Raw genomic sequence first — 18288 nt, 5'->3', positions numbered from 1 at the left:
CAACGGCGTTCTTTCCGTCTTTACCTGATCTTTTTCTTTTCAATAGGCTCACTGACACCGTCTGGGCCATGATGTGACCTTGTCTGCTGCGGTACTGAACCTCAGGTTATTGCCTGACCGTGGTTTTGTTGTTCAGCATATCAGCAAAATACGCCAAAAATTCACGGCCGATTTCCTTGCCTTGCACGTAATCAAGATTCAAATCCTGCTGGCTGCTCAGCAACGCCTTACTGTGCAAAGCTTTTTGCGGCGCAATCTGGATCACTTTTAATTCCTCAGGAGGATGAATGAGAAATTCATTCACATCTTTGTAGGTTTGATAATAGCGATTGAGCATCTCGAACACTTCAGAGCGCTTACCGGTTAAAGACAGAAAACGTTCAACATTCAAACCACTGAGCCATTTACGGTAGCCATTCACCGCTTTTTTCTCTTCTTCGAGCTCTTTATTCATTTCATCGGCCGCGATCATGCCTTGTTTTTCTTTATCCAGCCACAGACGCTTCCAATTGTCGAAACGGTCGGTCAGTTCATGACTTACCGCTTTCACGCGGTCGAGAGATTCATTCAGGCTGAATCGTTCAATATATTCCGGCAGGGCAACTTCAATGCGCTCTCTCCAGTCATCCAGCACCCCCGGTGTTTGCTGTATGATCTGCAAAGGTTCGGTACGTACCACGATGACCAGTTCAGCCCCTCGCTTCCAGGCTTCCTTTACAGGCACAGCCGCACTGACGCCGCCATCAACCCATTCAAGTTCATTGAGACTAACGGGCAAATTATAAAGCAGTGGAATGGCACAGGACGCGCGCAATACATCACGCCAGTTGTCTTCGTACATAGGCAGGTAGATATCCTGCAAGGTATCTTTGCGCGTGGCACAGGCAAGGGCCTGACGATACGTCAGTACCCGGCGGGCCGTCGAAACATCTAAGGGCGTCTTGCCATTGAGCCCAATCTGGTCAAAGGCCCAGTCCAGATTCATCGGCTTTTGCTGACTCAGATAATGGTAGAGATTAAAAAACTCTTGTTGGGTTGTCAGGTTCACGATGAAGTCATGACCAAACTTGGGTTGGCGACTGATGAAAGAAGAAAGATTCAGCGCACCGGCAGATGTGCCGATGTAGAGCTCGAACGGGTCAAACCCGGCCTCCAGAAAGGCATCAAAAACACCGGCAGTGAAAATACCACGCTGCCCGCCCCCTTGAACCACCAGCGCAATTTTTTGCTTTTTTGATTCCGACAATTTTGCAGAAAATGTGTCGACAAGACTGTCATCAAGCTCCCCGAGACTAAAAGGCAAGTGATTCATACACCTAACTCACTCTGTTAAAAAACAAAAAACCTTCCCCTCATTTCATTGTAAAGCGGATGCTCAACAACAGGAGAAAAATAATAACAGGGTGATATATAACGATTAATGCGTTATTGCCGTCAACCCAAATCCGAAAAGGACTATCATAATGATAACGGCAACGGTTAACGCCATTTTAAATTCAGGGGTTAAATGATTCATATGCGCTCCATATTAACTATCACTGTGAATGCCTGCTACCAGCACCATTCACTGGTACTAACATTAGCAGATTGTAAAGCTGAGCGCCGCTCTTGACCACATAGAAAGCATGGTTTTAGGGCGACTATCACAATTATCCGGCACTGGCGCAAGGAAGAGAAAATGGCATTAAATAACAATTACTTATTTCTAGCGTGTATGGTCTCAGCTCTGGTGATCACACCGGAAACACAAGCGAGTTCACAAAAACCAATCTATATCACACCGTATTGGGGTTACGCCTTTCCGGATAGTATTGAATCTGAAGGAGGGAGAACAATATCCCCGGATAATGCGGGTCTTTTCGGTGTCACCATTGAAGGAAATTACGGAAAACAATCATTATTCAATGGCCGGATTGGATTTACTGCACAGCACATGAAAATGCAAACCAAAGGCTTTGATGACGACGGCAGCGCAACGTTTTTTCATTTTCAAAGCAGCAGCCATTATCGCATTGCCCCTATGCTCACCAGCTTTATCGGCTTAAGCCTGGGCGGGACACTCATGGATGCCAGTTGGTCAAAACAGGACGTTCTGATTTCAGGTGGTGCCTTTTTTGGTTCTGACTTCTTCATCAATAACAACGCCAGAATTCGGTTAGAAGCCAGATGGTTAGCCAGCCGCGTTGACGGCAGCACCACGGCTGACTGCCAGGAAGCCACCGGCACACAAGCCTGTGACGTGAATATCGACAGTGACTGGTTGAATGTGTATCAAACCAACCTTGGTGTCAGCTTTGTGTTCTGAAAGAAAATAGTAAACTACCTACTTAGTACAATTAGTCTTCATAATGTTGCAAAAGTCTAATTTTTGACTATTTATTAGCCATCGGCACTAAAAAATTAAAATAAAACAATTCACTCAATAATCACTACATTTCGGTGCAATCATCTAAACATTTCATTAACAACTTGTTATTTCCACAGTACGGAGGAATAAGTCAATAGTAATGCCTATTTATAGCCAATAGTCCAAAAGTTACTGTCTATTGCACTGGTCAGTATCAGTGGTTAATCTCGTTTTAACTGCGTGGGGTTTCAAACCAAATTCCACGATACAGGAAGTAAATACTTAGAATAAAAAACTTAATAGATACTGTTTCATAGAGAAAAACAGTACACAAGGAGATACTTATGAAACGCGAACAATGGGGAACCCGTGCCGGATTTATCCTGGCAGCGGTGGGTTCTGCTATAGGATTAGGGAATATCTGGCGTTTCCCCTATATGGCTTACGAAAACGGCGGCGGCGCATTTTTTATTCCATACCTTTTCGCCATGATAACAGCCGGTATTCCATTTATGATTATGGAGTTCAGCCTGGGACACAAACTGCGTGGTGCGGCGCCAAGAGCCTTCTCCAAACTGGGTGTGAAACTGGAATGGCTGGGCTGGTTCCAGGTATTCATTGCCTCTGTCATCGCCGTTTATTACGTCGCTGTTATCGGTTGGGCCATCTCGTATCTGGGCTTTGCATTTACGCAAAGCTGGGGAAGTGATACCAATGCTTTCTTCTTTAGTGAGTACCTGAAACTCGGAGATAACTCGCCAAGTAACCTGGGTGGGCTGCAACTGCACATCGCCATTCCGATGGTCATCGCCTGGGGTATCACATTCGCGGCTATTTACACCGGCGTTAAAGGCGGTATTGAGCGCGCGAGCAAAATCATGATGCCTTTGTTGTTCCTGATGGTGCTGGCGCTCATTGCCCGGGTTATTTTCCTGGATGGTGCATTGAACGGTCTGAACTACCTGTTCAAGCCTGATTTCAGCAAAATCCTGGATGCAAAAGTGTGGTCTGCCGCCTATGGTCAAATCTTCTTCACCCTGAGTGTTGGTTTTGCCATTATGATCGCCTACTCCAGCTATCTGCCTGAGAAATCCGACATCAGCAACAATGCCTTTATGACGGTATTGATCAACTGTGGTTTCTCTATGGTTGCAGGTATTTTGATTTTCTCTGTGCTTGGCTATATGGCTCAGGAACAGGCGAAACCGCTCACTGAAGTCGTTTCAGCGGGTGTGGGTCTGGCTTTCGTCACCATTCCTGCGGCAATCAATCTGTTACCGGCGCCGTATATTCTTGGTCCGGTGTTCTTCCTGGCTCTGGTTGTTGCTGGTTTGAGCTCGCACATTTCTATCATTGAAGCTGTGACGTCAGCAATCATGGACAAGCTGAAATGGTCGCGTAAAAAAGCGGCTTCCGTTGTTTGCGGTGTGGGCTTTATTGTCTCGATGGCATTTGCAACCAATGGTGGTCTGCTGCTGTTGGATCTGGTTGATTACTTCATCAACAACGTTGCCCTGCTGGCAAGCTGCCTGATTGAATTGCTGGTGATTGGCTGGTTACTGAAAGTCTCTGACATTCGCAGCTATGTGAACAGCATTTCTGAGTTCTCTATCGGTAAATGGTTTGAAATTTGTATCCGCTTTATCAGCCCAATTATGCTGGCAATCATCCTGGGTACGAACCTGACCAATACCTATAATGACGGCTACGGTGGTTACGAAACGTCTGATTTGCTAATGCTGGGTTGGGGCCTGGTAGCAGCGATGTTTGTGATTGCAGTGATTATCAATGTTGCATCTAAACCACTAGATAAAAAAGAGGTATAAGTATGACTGCTGGAGCTATCATCATGATGCTATTCGGCCTGGGTATTACCTGGGGAGGCGCAGCCTACTGCATCTCTGTCGCCATGAAAAACAAGGGGTAACCCTTTGCTGACAAGAGGCCTTCGGGCCTCTTGTTGTATTCTCTCCTGACATATTGCAGTCGATTTCCACCCAAAAATGCGCCTTAATTCATATTCGTCGCACGATGTGAACGAATGATGCCAAGATCTCTTTCCTTTCAGACGCTTCTACCGCTACAATTTGCAAAAATACTCCAGAAGCTTGAACACCATAATGACATGGCGTGAATAGCTTTTATCAAACAGTTCAAGGAAAGACCATGAAGTTTCCAGCTCTTGTTCTCTCGTTCGCCCTGCTACCTACTGCAGCTTTTGCTTCCACACAAACTTGCGAAAGCAATAAATACCATCAATACATTGATGCTTCTCTTGAGTGGTACCAAAACCTGGTCCAGCTGACTGTGCAAAAAGATCCAGATTTGCAGGAAGTCGGCGACTGGTTCATGGAAGGAAGAACCCATCATTTTGAATTGAAGCGCGAAGCTGTCGATTGGTACTTGGCAAACGACAAAAGCCATTTAGACCTGTCACAATCTGTCGAATCCTGGCTTAAACTCACTCAGCAAGACATTAAAGCGCTGTCGGCCCAGCCAGGTAATCTCGGCGATTACGCGAAAAAAGTCTTTGAGGATCGCCAAAGCACACCACACCCCAAAAATTATGAGCTGCGCAGTGCCTTTGCCGATCTGTTAACGCACCCGGATGACATCGATAAGCCGCTCAAAGCATACAACCGACAAATGAGCGCTATTGCTGCCACTCAGTGTGAATAATACTCAACCGCCTGGCACCGGACGTGACGCGTTCGGTGCATTCTGATAAATATTTCAAGACAATTATCCTCATTTCCAGTAAATTAGCCGGATTTGCCGACGTTAACTAAAAGTAACAACTCATTATGGCAGTGGAAAACAGACAAGCTGAAGCATCTCTTGATACCCTGCACCGTATCTTTACCGTGCCGGAAGCCCCCGACTCCACGCTTGGTCGGATCGAGAAAGAGATCTCCGAAAACCTCAACGCCTTTTTACAGACTCACATTGCCGCCCAGGAAAAGCCACTGACTGAAATTGAAAAAGATTTCTCTTGTGCTTCTGTGCCAGAGCAACCCAGTTTTGTCTCTGAACATACCCATTTTTTACTGGAAAAATTGGTTGCTCAGTCTGTTCACACATCCGCACCCACTTTCATTGGTCATATGACATCGGCGCTGCCCTACTTTTTGATGCCACTGTCAAAGATCATGATTGGCCTCAACCAGAACCTGGTGAAAATTGAAACCTCAAAGGCCTTCACACCACTTGAACGGCAGGTACTGGGGATTCTCCATAATCTGATCTACGGTGAAAGAGACGCGTTTTATCAACGCTGGATGCACAGCGCGGAACATTCTTTAGGCGCATTCTGTTCCGGCGGGACCATTGCGAACATTACTGCGCTATGGGTTGCCCGTAACAACCTGCTAAAACCAGAAGGCGATTTTAAAGGGGTGGCGCAGGAAGGTCTTTTCCGGGCAATGAAACATTACGGCTATGATGATCTGGCTGTACTGGTGTCTGAACGCGGTCATTATTCACTGAAAAAAGCCGCCGATGTGCTCGGCATTGGCAGAGACTGCCTGATTGCGATCAAAACTGATGAAAATAATAAGATCTGTACCAAAGATCTTCAAAGCACCATCGAACGTCTCAAAGCCAGAAATATCAAACCCTTCGCGATTGTTGGCGTCGCCGGAACGACAGAAACAGGCAACATCGATCCGCTGGATGAATTAGCCGATATCGCTCTCGCGCACAATTGCCATTTCCACGTTGATGCGGCCTGGGGCGGCGCGACTTTAATGTCCAATAAGTACCGCCCTTTACTGAAAGGCATCGAGCGTGCAGATTCGGTCACCATTGATGCCCATAAACAGCTCTATATCCCTATGGGTGCGGGTATGGTGATTTTTAAAAATCCCGCCTCTATGGCTGCGATTGAACATCATGCAGAGTACATACTCCGTAAAGGCTCCAAAGACCTTGGCAGCCATACGCTTGAAGGGTCCAGAAATGGTATGGCGATGCTGGTTTTTGCCAGCCTGAATATTATCAGCCGCCAGGGATATGAATTACTGATCAATAACAGTATCGAGAAAGCCCGGTACTTTGCAGAACTGATCCAATCCGACCCCGAGTTTGAACTGATATCAGCACCAGAGCTGTGTCTGCTGACTTATCGTTATGTACCTGAAGATACACAAAAGGCGCTGACTATTGCTAACGATGAGGACAAACAGGCCATTCATGAAGCCCTGAACGATCTGACTCAGTACATTCAGAAACGTCAGCGTGAATCAGGTAAGTCCTTTGTCTCGCGGACACGTTTGATGCCAGAACAATGGGATCGCCGGATCACCACAGTCTTTCGTGTGGTGCTGGCTAACCCGCTGACCACCCCAGACATTCTGAGTGATGTGCTCAAAGAACAGAAGCAACTGGCTTTAACCAGCCAGCAAAGCTTGCCTAAGATTAACGCGATCACGGCACGCATTCTTTCTCAGGCCAATCTCAGCAATTAAATTGCTCACCATAAAAAAACGGACAGTAAACTGTCCGTTTTTTTATATCAATAGCTATCAGGCTGACTTCGCATCACCGCTGTCATCAATGCGTTTATGCCCTTCCGTCAAGTGAACAAAATCGATCAGATCATCGCCGGTCACTTGAAATGCCTGGCCGAATCCTTTCACAAACAGTCCGTGAGTCGGCTCAAGACGGAATAGTTTGAAATCTTCCAGGCCACTCAGCCCGTCAACAATCTCCCCGAAACGCGCTTTTAACGCTGCAACACCCAATTGCCAGCGTTCTGTGTCACGCTCAACCAGGACAACATTGGCTTCAAAGGTTAAACGGGTACGCGCATAAATCGTTTTAGAGGTGGCTTCATCTTCAATCATCATCAGAGATACCTGCGGATTTTCCAGCAGATTTCGGGCATGCCGGGCGATTTTCGAAATGAGCACATAGTATCCGTCATCCAGCAAAGCAAATGGCGCATAGCTCACATTCGGCTTCCCTTCCGAGTCTACGGTTGCCAGTTGCAGTGTCTGACAAGCATCTCTGAACGCCTGAATTTGTGGCTCCAGACGGTTTTGCAGACGTTCTTGTTTCACTTCGCTCATTACACTTTTTCTCCAACAAAAGCCTGTTTCAACGCATGAAATTTCTCAACTTGCTCAGGGATAAGCTGACGCTTTTCATCCCTGCCGAGATAAATTTTAAAAATACACTCACCATTATCCGCCAGAAAACCAATGAAATAACTTTCATTTCCTTGCACAGGTTTACTGACTAACACCACATCCGACACGCGTTCAAGCTTCAGGTGACCGTGCATCTCACCCGCTTTCCCCATCAAATTGTAGTAACCACGCGCTTCTTTGCCTTTCGGAAATGGCGCCTTTACTTCAAAGATTGACCCCATCGAGTGAACAATGGTTGTCATCATTCCCCACTCCGGCAGCGCCTCTAAAATAGCCTGAGCATGTTCCCCAGCAATATGGGTAACGAGTTCATCCGGTAAGGCCAGGATGATTTCGCCCTCAATCACGCCCAGCTTTTCCGCTATCAGCACTGCATGCAAGTTAGGATTTTCTTCCAGCATCGCACCTACTTCTGTTTTCAACGCTGCCAAACTGAATTTCTCAAACACTCACGCTCTCCTTCATCATGCTGCTTCAAAGTCGGCCCTCATCGGCACGCGGAAGCACAGAAAGATACAAAAACTAATGATAATTAATTGTATTTGCAAAAATGATAAGGTGCTCTATGTCCTTTTGCAAATGATAATTGATATTGTTTGCCGTTCATGGATAATGACGCGATTAATAATAATTATCACTTGCGATAGCAATATCATTTGTATGGTATGGATTCTCATCTATATTTCACTTGAGACATTTTGCCTGACCTCCGTAACCAATTGATATTGATTTGATTTATCAAGGCTATCTGCAATCACATTGAGGAATTTTCATGAAACGCGCCGTACTGTCTCTTGCTCTTTTCTTCGCTGCCACATCTGCATGGGCAGAAGAACGAATCATCAGTGCAGGTTCCGGCATTACCGAACTCATCGTGGCAATGGGCGCAGAGAGTCAGCTTGTTGGTGTCGATATCACCAGTAAAGCTTATGTCGGTAATGACATCCCAACTCTTGGTTATCACAGACAGCTTTCTGCAGAAAGCATCATTGCTTTGACACCGGATCGGGTCGTGGGTTCTGAGGAAATGGGGCCTGAAACTACCCTCTCGCTGCTTCGTCAGGCTGGAATCTCAGTCGACATTCTCAATTCAGGCGATACCATTGTCGATCTGCTCAAGCGTGTCGAGCAAGTGGGTCAGCTCGCAGGGAAACCCGCGCAGGCAACACAGCTAAACAGCCAAATTCAACAACAAGTAAAGCGGATTGAATCACGTCTGGCAGGCAATCACACACCTAAACGTATGCTCTTTTTAACCATTCATGCCGGACGGGCACCTATGGTTGGAGGACGCCACACCACAGCGGATACGGTTATCAGACTCGCAGGCGGTATGAATCCGGCGGCTGCCGCCATTGAATCTTATAAACCCTTATCTGCGGAAGCTATGGTGGAGATGCAGCCTGATATCATCCTGCTCAGTACTCATGCCAGTCAGTCGATCGGCGGACTCAAAGGTCTGATAAAAAGCTTACCCTTACTGGCAGCAACACCCGCGGGTCAGAACAATGCGTTATATACCATTGACGGTACTGCCCTGATTGGCGGCTTGAACCTGAAGAGCCTGGAAGAAGCCGAGCGATTGAATCAGGCTCTGTATGGCCAGTAAAACCATGTCTAACCCAACTGTGCCTAACTCCAGGATGCAACGCATCAATCTGTTGTCATTTCTAAGATTGCCAACCTCAGCTATCGTACCTGCGGCATGCCTGCTACTGGCCGTTGCGGCAAGCTGTTCCATCATTGTCGGACCTATGGCTATCTCATTCTCCGACATCTGGCAGGTTATTCTGCCGGGGCAACAGAAGGTCGCTCCTCATATTGAGTTGATCATTGAGCAAGTTCGTCTGCCACGTACGCTGCTGTGTATTGCCATAGGCGCTGTGCTGGCGCTTTGTGGCGCAGTTATGCAGGGGTTGTTCCGAAACCCGTTGGCTGATCCCGGGATTATCGGCGTATCGGGCGGAGCAAGTTTAGGCGCTGCATTCGCCATCGTGTTGTTCGGCTCACTGGCGGCGTCATTCCCGCTACTGCTGACGCTGGGAACCGTACCGGTTTTTGCCTTTGTCGGTGGCGCCATCACAACCTGGATTGTGTATTTTCTCGGTACAGATAAAACCGGCACCTCTGTCACTGTGATGCTGCTTGCAGGCGTGGCGATCGGTGCTTTATCCGGTGCAGCGCTCGGACTGCTCAATTTCTATGCCGATGATCAGGCACTGCGTGATCTCTCACTGTGGACTATGGGATCTTTGGCGGGGGCGACCTGGCCGGGGATTACCCTGTCCTTTGTTACCCTTGCAGCCCTGCTCTGGCTGTTCACTCGTCAGGCTAATGCATTAAATGCCCTCTTGCTGGGTGAATCTGAGGCGCAGCATTTAGGTGTCAATGTACAAGCACTGAAACGTTTACTGGTTCTCTTGTGTGCAGCCGGCGTTGGTGTGGCCGTCTCGCTATCTGGTGTGATCGGCTTTATTGGATTGATCGTACCGCACCTTGGCCGCATGTTAACCGGCCCTAACCATAAAACACTGCTGCCCCTTTCTGCACTCCTGGGCGCACTGATCCTGTTGATTGCCGACATGCTCGCCCGCGTTGTCGCCGCGCCCGCCGAACTGCCGGTGGGTATTATCACAGCCCTGCTGGGGGCACCATTTTTTATCGTCCTGCTTACAAAACAGCGAGGTCGTTTGCAATGATCCACCACATAGTCCGTCAGCCCAAAAAACAAGCAGGCAGAAACCGGCCCGTGGCAATATCAGCGGAGCAACTGTCGCTGACACTGGGCGGAAAAGTGTTGCTCGATAACCTGTGCATCAGTTTTCGCAGTGGTGAGCTGACCGCTTTGCTCGGACCCAATGGCGCCGGCAAGAGTACTTTGCTCAAAGTGTTATCAGGTGAAATGCATGCCAGAGGCAATGTCTACATCTTTGGTGAGCATCGTAGTCACTGGCATGCCAACCGACTGGCGCGTCATATGGGCGTGCTCCCCCAGCACAGTACGCTGTCTTTTGGCTTTACCGCTCAGGAAGTTGCAGAATTGGGTACCATGCCTTTAAAACTCAGTCTGGAAGACAGCCAGCACATCACACGAGAAAAAATGGCCGATGTGGGTATCAGTCATCTCAGCCAGCGGCTTTACCCTTCGCTGTCCGGTGGGGAGAAACAACGTGTCCACTTTGCCAGAGTCCTGGCACAACTCAGCGCTGCCGGTGATCAGTGCATATTGATGCTGGATGAACCCACCTCTGCTTTAGATCTTGCCCATCAGCAAACCTGCTTAAGCCTGGCGAAAAAGATGGCAGATAATGGCGCTGCGGTCATTCTTGTGATTCACGACCTGAATCTCGCCGCTGAGTATGCCGATCGATTGATCTTGCTCAACCACGGTAAAATTCAGGCCGATGGCGATGCCTGGCACACATTATCAGCAGAGAATATCCAATCCGTGTATGGTGCCCCTGTCATCATAGAGACGCACCCACGCGGGCATTTTCCTGTCGTCCTGTCGGCATAACGCCAAAAACCGTGAAGGCACATGGACTGTGCCTTCTGCCGACATCAGGTCACTCAGATTGCGTACAATTGTTGCATCCTATTATTGACCTCTATCAAGAATCATTCCACCCAACAAGAGAAACGTTGCACTGTGCGTGAGTCTCAGTAAAATGTGATCGCAAGCGATTAACCGATGAAACGAAGCGTAATGACGGTCAGACTTTTATCCGGTTTATGCGTCCTTGGGCAATAGCCTTTCGGATTCTTTTTTACAGTGCGTTGTGGGTATCTTTTCAAGTCATTGTCAGATAACACAACAACGATAGAACATAATGAACAACCAGGCCTGAGTCATTCATTTCTCGCCGCTTTCTTATGCAAAAGCGGCTTTTTAGCGTCTGGCCAACATTCAGACTCAAAGAGGCCAAAGGGCCTGCTGACTAGAAGAACAACTATGGCAACCATTAAAGATGTTGCACGTATGGCTGGTGTATCAACAACCACAGTTTCACACGTGATCAACAAGACCCGCTTTGTAGCGGAGGCAACACAGAAAAAAGTCCTGACTGCAGTTGAAGAGCTGAATTATGCGCCAAGTGCTGTCGCACGCAGCCTGAAATGCAATACGACCAGCACAATCGGTATGTTGGTGACCAAATCGACGAATCCATTCTTTGCTGAGTTGGTGCATGGTGTCGAGGAATACTGCTATAAGGCAGGATACACACTGATCCTGTGTAACACGGAAGGTAATCTCGACAAGCAGAAAGATTATCTGCGCATGCTGTCCGAAAAGCGCGTCGATGGGCTACTGGTCATGTGTTCTGATCTGGATGACCAGTTGCTGGAGCAATTGGAGCGACAGCCTGATCTGCCGATGGTGATCATGGACTGGGGTCCGGCACGCCCTAAAACAGACAATATACAGGATAACGCTGAACTGGGCGGCTACCTGGCAACCCGTCATTTTATTGACAATGGTCACACTAAAATCGGCTGCTTGTCTGGCCAGAAAGATAAATCCACCTGCCGTGAAAGACTGAAAGGTTTTAATAAAGCGATGCGCGAAGCGGGTCTGACTGTCAATGAAGACTGGATTCTTGAAGGTGATTTCGAATGTGAATCTGCCGTTGTTGCAGCCAATGAATTTATTGCCATGAAAGATCGCCCAACGGCCATTTTTTGTTTCAATGACATTATGGCGATGGCGTTAATCAGCACATTTGAGCAAGCCGGTGTGAAGGTACCCGAAGATGTGTCCATTATCGGTTATGACAATATCGATCTGGCCCCATACTTCTCCCCACCGCTGACCACAATCCACCAGCCAAAGCGGCGTTTGGGCAAAACGGCGGTTGGAATCCTGATGGAGCGAGTGAAAAGCAAAAGCCACGATTTCCAGACATTTGAAATAAATCCGGAATTAGTTGTCCGCCATTCCGTCAAACGAATCACGTAAAAAATAAACGATTTTCCTCCATGTTCTGCAGCATACAGCCGATATAAATTTGACTATCGGCTATTTGCATATGGAATATTACTACGCCATGGGGGAATTAATGAGACAAACCATCGCATTCTGTAAAATTTATACGATTTTTATTGCGATTAGCCTCACAATTTTTTTGTGCGATCCATATCAAATTCGTCTTATTGATATATGATTAAACAGTCACGAACAAGGCAAACCATTTGAAAGAATGGGACGCAAAGCTTCCGGCCTAAAAGTAATTACTTGATTAGTATTTGCTCATGGTAGCGGGGTTGCCGATGGATGAAGTGAAGATTATAGGCTGTTTTTGTCATAACTATGACAAAGCATTCATAATCTTGTGCATAATTGAATCCTCGCTCCTTTGTTAAGTGACTTCTTTTGTTGAAAATAATTGCCGAGAAAAGAAGCATGGACAAACCATTACTGAAAGATTCAATTCGTTTATTTGAGAAATTTGGTCAAATAAAATCTCGCTCTATGTTTGGCGGATTTGGCATTTTCGCAGGTGAAACGATGTTCGCTCTCGTTGTTAACAACAAGCTGCATCTACGTGCTAATGCGAGAAATGAAGAAGCCTTCAAACAAGCAGACCTCAAACCGTACGTCTACCAGAAACGCGGTTTTCCTGTCGTTACGAAGCACTATGCCATTCCGGATAGCTGGTGGGAAACCCCTGATGTCATCCTGGAACATGCAGAACGTTCACTGAATGCTGCTCAGGCAGATAAAGAGAAAAAACTGCAGGCGAGCCCGAATCGCATTAAAGATCTGCCCAACCTGCGCCTGGCTAATGAGCGTATGCTCAAAAAAGCCGGCATCAGTTCTGTTGATCAGCTCTTCGAAGTCGGTGCTATTGGTGCTTTCCAGGCGTTACAGGAATCTCATCACGAGTCATTGAGTCTGGATCTGCTCTGGGCATTGGAAGGTGCAGTCAGTGGCAAACACTGGTCTGTGATTACCCCACAACGCCGAAATGAGCTGTTGTCAAAGCTGGAAACATCAGCTTTAAGTGCTCATCATTAAGGTTTCCCCTGTCCGTATTTCATTAAGTGTAATGAACACTGACGGTTTATAACCTGCTTTCCAGCCCTGGCGCTCCGTCAGGGCTGTGTAAAATGAAGACGCAACTCACAAACACAAGTTACAAGATTATCAGTTAGCTTCCCTTCAGCTCCGTCACCTTTAGAATGTATGTTTTGCCACCACCCAAGGGAGGTTTCATGCGTTCGTCATCGCCGTTTCCGGGTCAGACTGACAACATCTTCAGAGACAAATTCTGTAAATGGCCAAGGCTGATGCGTTACCTGGTCTTCATCAGTTTGTTACCTTCGGCCTTTCTCGTTGCTATTGTGCATGCTGACACAGTCAGCTTTCAGGAAGTGCTGATTCCCTGCGTTATTGCTTCTGCACTCAATATGCTGATTTTTTTCTGGGGCATCATATTGAAAGTCAAAGCACGAAAATACTGGTACCGAAACTACCATATCGGAAAAACCATGCTCATTGCACTTGTACCTGTCATCGCAAGCAGTTATATGTTACTGGAACAGCACGAATCTAAAACAGCGGCGAACCACCTCACCCCCAGAAGTGTTCAACTTTCAGTCAATTAACCACAAGAACACACAAATTTGACTGTTTTCTGAAATTTGTCCGGGTATCCGCGGTCGGTATTTTAAATCGCATTATCCGGAGACCCTCAGGTGCGCATTCCCCCAAAACAGCATTATTCAATCTGGATCCGTCCACTGCTCTGGCTGCAGACACGGCACTTTGGCAAGCCCCTGAACCCGGCTTTGCTTTGGGGACGTCGCCCCTTCCTCTTTTATCTGGTTGCGAGTTTTTTTGGCTATCTCGACCGAAAACGCTCCCCTGTCTCTGATGTGATACGCTCATTGGTTTGTGTCCGTGTTTCGCAGCTAAATGACTGCGCATTTTGCATTGATGCCAACGGTATGCGACTGGCGCAGCGTTGCCAGTCTGTAGAAAAAATACAATCTTTGTCTGACTGGCAGCACAGCCCGCTGTTCGACGCACAAGAAAAAGCCGTTCTTGCCTATACAGAAGCCATGACAGTGACAGGCATGAAAGTCACACCATCTATGATTGCTGATCTCAAACAGTGGTATGACGACGACGCCCTCGTTGAATTAACCGCATTAGTCAGCTTTCAAAACCTTTCTGCGAAATTTAATACTGCGTTAGATGTCCCTTCTCAGGCGTTTTGCACTATTCCTTTAACAAAGGATCACAAACACACTGAGCAAAAAGATGAGCCGTCGAATGGCAATGCAAACCAATAGCAACGCAGATAATCAATGATGAATCATATGAAAAAAACCTTATTGCTGGCATTCATCTTCAGCGCCATCCTTGCCTGGTTTGCTTTCGATCTCGGTGATTATTTCACCCTGGAGCAGGCGAAGGCTTACCAGTACTCATTACAGGCAAGCATTACCGAAAATCCCCTGCTTTCCAGCGGACTCTTTTTCCTCATTTATGTTGTCATGACGGCTTTGTCCTTCCCGGGGGCTGCCATCATGACGCTGCTTGGTGCTGCACTGTTTGGTTTCTGGTGGAGTCTGTTGATCGTCTCCTTTGCCAGTTCCATCGGGGCGACACTGGCCTTTCTGGCCAGTCGGTTTTTATTGCGGGACTGGGTGCAGCGCAAATTTGGCCTGCGACTGGCCGCAATTAATCGTGGTATCGAAAAAGACGGCGCTTTTTACCTCTTCTCGCTGCGTTTAATTCCGGTCGTTCCTTTTTTCTGGTCAACCTGCTGATGGGCCTGACACCGATGCGCCCGCGTCAGTTTTATTGGGTCAGCCAGTTAGGTATGCTGCCGGGTACCGCTGTCTACCTGAATGCAGGGACACAACTTGGGGAGATTCAGTCGCTGTCCGGACTGATTGCTTTTCCTGTACTGGTGTCCTTGGTTCTGCTGGGACTTTTTCCCTTTATCGCCAAAGCAGTCATGGCTTTCGTCCAGCAACGGCGAGTCTATCAAGGCTGGCAGAAACCAGAGCGTTTTGATCAGAACATGGTGGTGATCGGTGCCGGTGCCGGCGGGCTGGTCAGCGCCTATATTGCCGCAGCCGTCAAAGCCAAAGTCACGCTGATTGAAAAACACAGGATGGGCGGTGACTGCCTGAATACCGGCTGCGTGCCGTCGAAGGCACTGATCCGGGCCGCCCATACGCTGCATACGATAACCCGTGCACCGGAGTTCGGCATTCGCAGCCAGCCAGCACAGGTTGATTTCCCCGCTGTCATGCAACGTATTCACCGTGTGATCAAAGGAATTGAACCGCACGATTCCGTCGAACGCTACACTGAGCTTGGGGTGAACTGCATTCAGGGTGAAGCGCGGATCCTTTCTCCCTGGGAAGTGGAAGTGAACGGCACACGCATCACGACCCGCAACATCGTTATAGCGACCGGTGCCCGTCCTGTTGTGCCGTCTATTGATGGCATTGAAAAAGTGCACTACCTGACCTCAGACACCTTGTGGTCGATCACAGAGCAGCCCAAAAAGTTGCTGGTGCTGGGTGGCGGCCCGATCGGCTGTGAGCTGGCACAGAGTTTTCAGCGCCTGGGCAGCCAGGTCACTCAGGTGGAAATGACCGATCAGCTCTTGGTCCGGGAAGATAGCGATGTGGCAAAACAGGTTCAGGATAGCCTAATGAAAGACGGCGTAGACATTAAACTGCAACACAAAGCCGTAAAGTTTGGCGCTTCGACGTCAGATTCCGGCGAACCTCTTCAGTATGTCATTCTTGAAGATCATCACGGACAACAGCACCAGGTTGAATTTGATGCGGTTATCCTGGCGCTGGGCCGTGCAGCCAATGTCGAAGGGTTTGGCCTGGAAGAACTCGGCATCACACTGAACGAACGCAAAACCCTGGACGTGAACGATTACCTGCAAACCCGCTATCCCAATATTTTCGCCGTCGGCGATGTTGCCGGGCCGTTCCAGTTAACACATGCCGCCGCGCATCAGGCTTGGTATGCGGCTGTAAACAGTCTTTTCGGGCAATTGAAGAGATTCAAAGCAGATTACCGTGTCCTGCCCGCGGTCACTTACACCGCCCCCGAAGTCGCTCGTGTGGGCATTAATGAGAAAGAAGCACGAGCTCAGGGCATAGATGCAGAAGTCACTTTGTATCAATTGAATGATTTAGATCGCGCAATTGCCGACGGTGAAGACTATGGTTTTATTAAGGTGTTGACGCCAAAAGGGAAAGATACCATCCTCGGTGCCACCATTGTGGGGCATCAGGCTGGTGAGCTGCTCGCAGAATTTACCCTGGCGATGAAATACGGGCTTGGCTTAAATAAAATTCTGGGGACGGTTCACCCCTATCCCACCATGAGCGAAGCCAATAAATACACGGCGGGCATATGGAAAAATACCCATAAACCAGAACGGGTTCTGGCATGGCTGGAGAAATTTCATCGCTGGCGCCGGGGTGGAGACAACGGCCAGCAACAGAAATCACAGAGCGAGCATCTGAAGGCTCATCTGCAGGAAAGTAAGGATCAGCAATGAAAATGACATGGATAGCACTTGGGTTGGCAATCGCAGCGACTATGCCTGCTCTGGCAAATGAAGCACAGCCGGAAACCCCGCCCATCGCAGAGATGAGCTGGCAAGCGATTGAACAGCAAGCCCGCGGACAGACGGTTTTCTTTAATGCCTGGGGAGGCAGCCAGCCCATCAACAGCTATTTACGATGGGTGGCCCGCGAGGTGAAGAGCCGTTATGACATTACGCTCAATCATGTCAAGGTGGCCGACATCGCTGAAACCTCGCAACGACTGTTAGCGGAGAAAGCGGCCGGCAAGCAAACCGGCGGCAGTGTCGATATGGTTTGGATCAATGGCGAAAACTTCCGCACCATGAAAGCCAATCACTTGTTGGATGGCCCGTTTGTCGCCCAGTTACCCAACTGGGAACTGGTCGATAAACAGCTGCCTGTGTATGAGGATTTTACTGAAAGCACAGAAGGTCTCGAAGCCCCCTGGGGAGTCGGTCAACTGGTCTTCATTCATGACAGCCAGACCTTAAATAACCCACCCAATAGTTTTGCTGAACTGTTAAGTCTGGCCGTCGCTTTTCCGGGCAAAGTAACCTACCCGCAGCCGCCTGCCTTTCATGGCACCAGTTTTTTAAAAGCAGCACTGATTGAACTGACCAATGCAGCACCGGCACTCTATGAGCCCATTGATCCGACAACGGATGAAAAGAAATTCGCCCGCATCACAGCACCACTCTGGAAATACCTCGATCAGCTCCATGCCGTTGCCTGGCAACAGGGAAAGCGCTTTCCGGCCAGCTCGACGGAAATGATGCAACTTCTGGACGACAGGCAGCTTCTGGTCGCCATCACCTTTAATCCGAATGAAGCCAAAGCGGCGATTGAACGTGGCGATCTACCTGAATCAGCCAAGGCATTTGCCTTTGAGCAAGGCGCCCTCTCCAACATTCATTTTCTGGCCATCCCCTGGAATGCCAGCGCGAAAGCAGGCGCACGGGTTGTGATTAACTTTCTGATGAGCCCTGAAGCACAAAAGCGGAAAGCGAATATTCAGATCTGGGGTGATCCTGCGGTGCTGACACCAGAGGCGATGGGTGAAGACCAGGCACAAGGTTTTGAGCTGTATCGCGCTATCCCTGAGCCGCATCCCAGTTGGCAAACGGCACTGGAGGCCGCCTGGCAGCAAAAATATGGACACTGAGCATTTCCTGACTCCCTGTAAACTGATTCCAGACATCTGCTAGGCGAACGTTGCAA

The 18288-nt window shown here is 48.4% G+C and carries 17 protein-coding genes, 1 pseudogene and 1 riboswitch; of the genes and pseudogenes, 14 read left to right on the top strand and 4 right to left on the bottom strand.

Translation table 11 applies throughout. The features are described 5' to 3' along the window. Nucleotides 1-106 precede the first annotated feature (106 nt). The gene (locus P4S53_RS16030) at nt 107-1312 is read right to left on the bottom strand and encodes a patatin-like phospholipase family protein (protein ID WP_337113443.1); all 1206 of its coding nucleotides are present in this window, start codon (nt 1310-1312) and stop codon (nt 107-109) included. A gap of 105 nt (nt 1313-1417) precedes the next feature. Further along, nucleotides 1418-1489 (bottom strand): hypothetical protein, encoded by a 72-nt coding sequence (locus tag P4S53_RS22655; protein WP_442958693.1) that lies wholly within the window; start codon nt 1487-1489, stop codon nt 1418-1420. A gap of 189 nt (nt 1490-1678) precedes the next feature. Here P4S53_RS22655 and P4S53_RS16025 point away from each other — a divergent pair, with 189 nt between their 5' ends. The 5 genes from P4S53_RS16025 (at nt 1679) to panP (ending at nt 6813) form a co-directional block, all read left to right on the top strand. Next, a complete protein-coding gene (locus tag P4S53_RS16025) occupies nt 1679-2305 on the top strand; it encodes a hypothetical protein (protein ID WP_337113442.1) in 627 nt (208 codons plus the stop codon). A 386-nt stretch (nt 2306-2691) separates the two neighbouring features. Beyond that, nucleotides 2692-4173, top strand: a complete 1482-nt coding sequence (locus P4S53_RS16020; RefSeq protein WP_337113441.1) for a sodium-dependent transporter — start codon at nt 2692-2694, stop codon at nt 4171-4173. A 2-nt stretch (nt 4174-4175) separates the two neighbouring features. Next, the gene (locus P4S53_RS16015) at nt 4176-4274 is read left to right on the top strand and encodes a MetS family NSS transporter small subunit (protein ID WP_120510723.1); all 99 of its coding nucleotides are present in this window, start codon (nt 4176-4178) and stop codon (nt 4272-4274) included. Between the two features lie 239 nt (nt 4275-4513). Then, nucleotides 4514-5026: a hypothetical protein gene (locus tag P4S53_RS16010; protein ID WP_337114508.1), complete on the top strand. Its 513-nt coding sequence runs from the start codon at nt 4514-4516 to the stop codon at nt 5024-5026. Nucleotides 5027-5151: 125 nt separating this feature from the next. After that, on the top strand, nt 5152-6813 hold the full coding sequence (gene panP, locus P4S53_RS16005) for a pyridoxal-dependent aspartate 1-decarboxylase PanP (protein WP_337113440.1): 1662 nt from the start codon (nt 5152-5154) through the stop codon (nt 6811-6813). Between the two features lie 57 nt (nt 6814-6870). Here the strand turns inward: panP and hutZ are convergent, their stop codons facing one another. Together hutZ and hutX are read right to left on the bottom strand one after the other, a co-directional pair. Next, nucleotides 6871-7416: a heme utilization protein HutZ gene (hutZ, locus tag P4S53_RS16000; RefSeq protein ID WP_337113439.1), complete on the bottom strand. Its 546-nt coding sequence runs from the start codon at nt 7414-7416 to the stop codon at nt 6871-6873. After that, nucleotides 7416-7928 (bottom strand): heme utilization cystosolic carrier protein HutX, encoded by a 513-nt coding sequence (gene hutX / locus P4S53_RS15995; protein WP_337114507.1) that lies wholly within the window; start codon nt 7926-7928, stop codon nt 7416-7418. Before hutX ends, hutZ begins: the two co-directional genes overlap by 1 nt. 341 nt (nt 7929-8269) lie before the next feature. Here hutX and P4S53_RS15990 point away from each other — a divergent pair, with 341 nt between their 5' ends. From P4S53_RS15990 to P4S53_RS15950, 9 genes and pseudogenes are all read left to right on the top strand, one after another. Further along, nucleotides 8270-9106, top strand: a complete 837-nt coding sequence (locus P4S53_RS15990) for a heme/hemin ABC transporter substrate-binding protein (protein ID WP_337113438.1) — start codon at nt 8270-8272, stop codon at nt 9104-9106. A gap of 34 nt (nt 9107-9140) precedes the next feature. Further along, the gene (locus P4S53_RS15985; RefSeq protein ID WP_337114506.1) at nt 9141-10196 is read left to right on the top strand and encodes a FecCD family ABC transporter permease; all 1056 of its coding nucleotides are present in this window, start codon (nt 9141-9143) and stop codon (nt 10194-10196) included. Next, nucleotides 10193-11014 (top strand): heme ABC transporter ATP-binding protein, encoded by an 822-nt coding sequence (locus tag P4S53_RS15980; protein WP_337113437.1) that lies wholly within the window; start codon nt 10193-10195, stop codon nt 11012-11014. The genes P4S53_RS15985 and P4S53_RS15980 overlap by 4 nt, the downstream gene beginning before the upstream one ends. 435 nt (nt 11015-11449) lie before the next feature. Further along, entirely contained in the window at nt 11450-12454 is a 1005-nt protein-coding gene (locus P4S53_RS15975) for a substrate-binding domain-containing protein (protein WP_337113436.1), read from the top strand. A gap of 213 nt (nt 12455-12667) precedes the next feature. Next, a riboswitch (cyclic di-GMP riboswitch) is annotated at nt 12668-12767 on the top strand. A 131-nt stretch (nt 12768-12898) separates the two neighbouring features. Further along, nucleotides 12899-13513 (top strand): TfoX/Sxy family DNA transformation protein, encoded by a 615-nt coding sequence (locus P4S53_RS15970; RefSeq protein WP_120510715.1) that lies wholly within the window; start codon nt 12899-12901, stop codon nt 13511-13513. A gap of 197 nt (nt 13514-13710) precedes the next feature. Beyond that, a complete protein-coding gene (locus tag P4S53_RS15965; RefSeq protein ID WP_337113435.1) occupies nt 13711-14103 on the top strand; it encodes a hypothetical protein in 393 nt (130 codons plus the stop codon). A gap of 90 nt (nt 14104-14193) precedes the next feature. Further along, on the top strand, nt 14194-14793 hold the full coding sequence (locus P4S53_RS15960; protein ID WP_337113433.1) for a carboxymuconolactone decarboxylase family protein: 600 nt from the start codon (nt 14194-14196) through the stop codon (nt 14791-14793). A 27-nt stretch (nt 14794-14820) separates the two neighbouring features. Then, nucleotides 14821-17042: pseudogene (locus P4S53_RS15955) on the top strand (FAD-dependent oxidoreductase). 41 nt (nt 17043-17083) lie between these two features. Continuing rightward, nucleotides 17084-18232: an ABC transporter substrate-binding protein gene (locus tag P4S53_RS15950; protein ID WP_337114505.1), complete on the top strand. Its 1149-nt coding sequence runs from the start codon at nt 17084-17086 to the stop codon at nt 18230-18232. Nucleotides 18233-18288 lie beyond the last annotated feature (56 nt).

The organism is Photobacterium sp. Hal280, from assembly GCF_037162255.1.
Taxonomy (GTDB): Bacteria; Pseudomonadota; Gammaproteobacteria; order Enterobacterales; family Vibrionaceae; genus Photobacterium.
The sequence above is the reverse complement of the archived record's forward strand: the minus strand, read 5'-3'. Positions and strand labels throughout refer to the sequence as shown.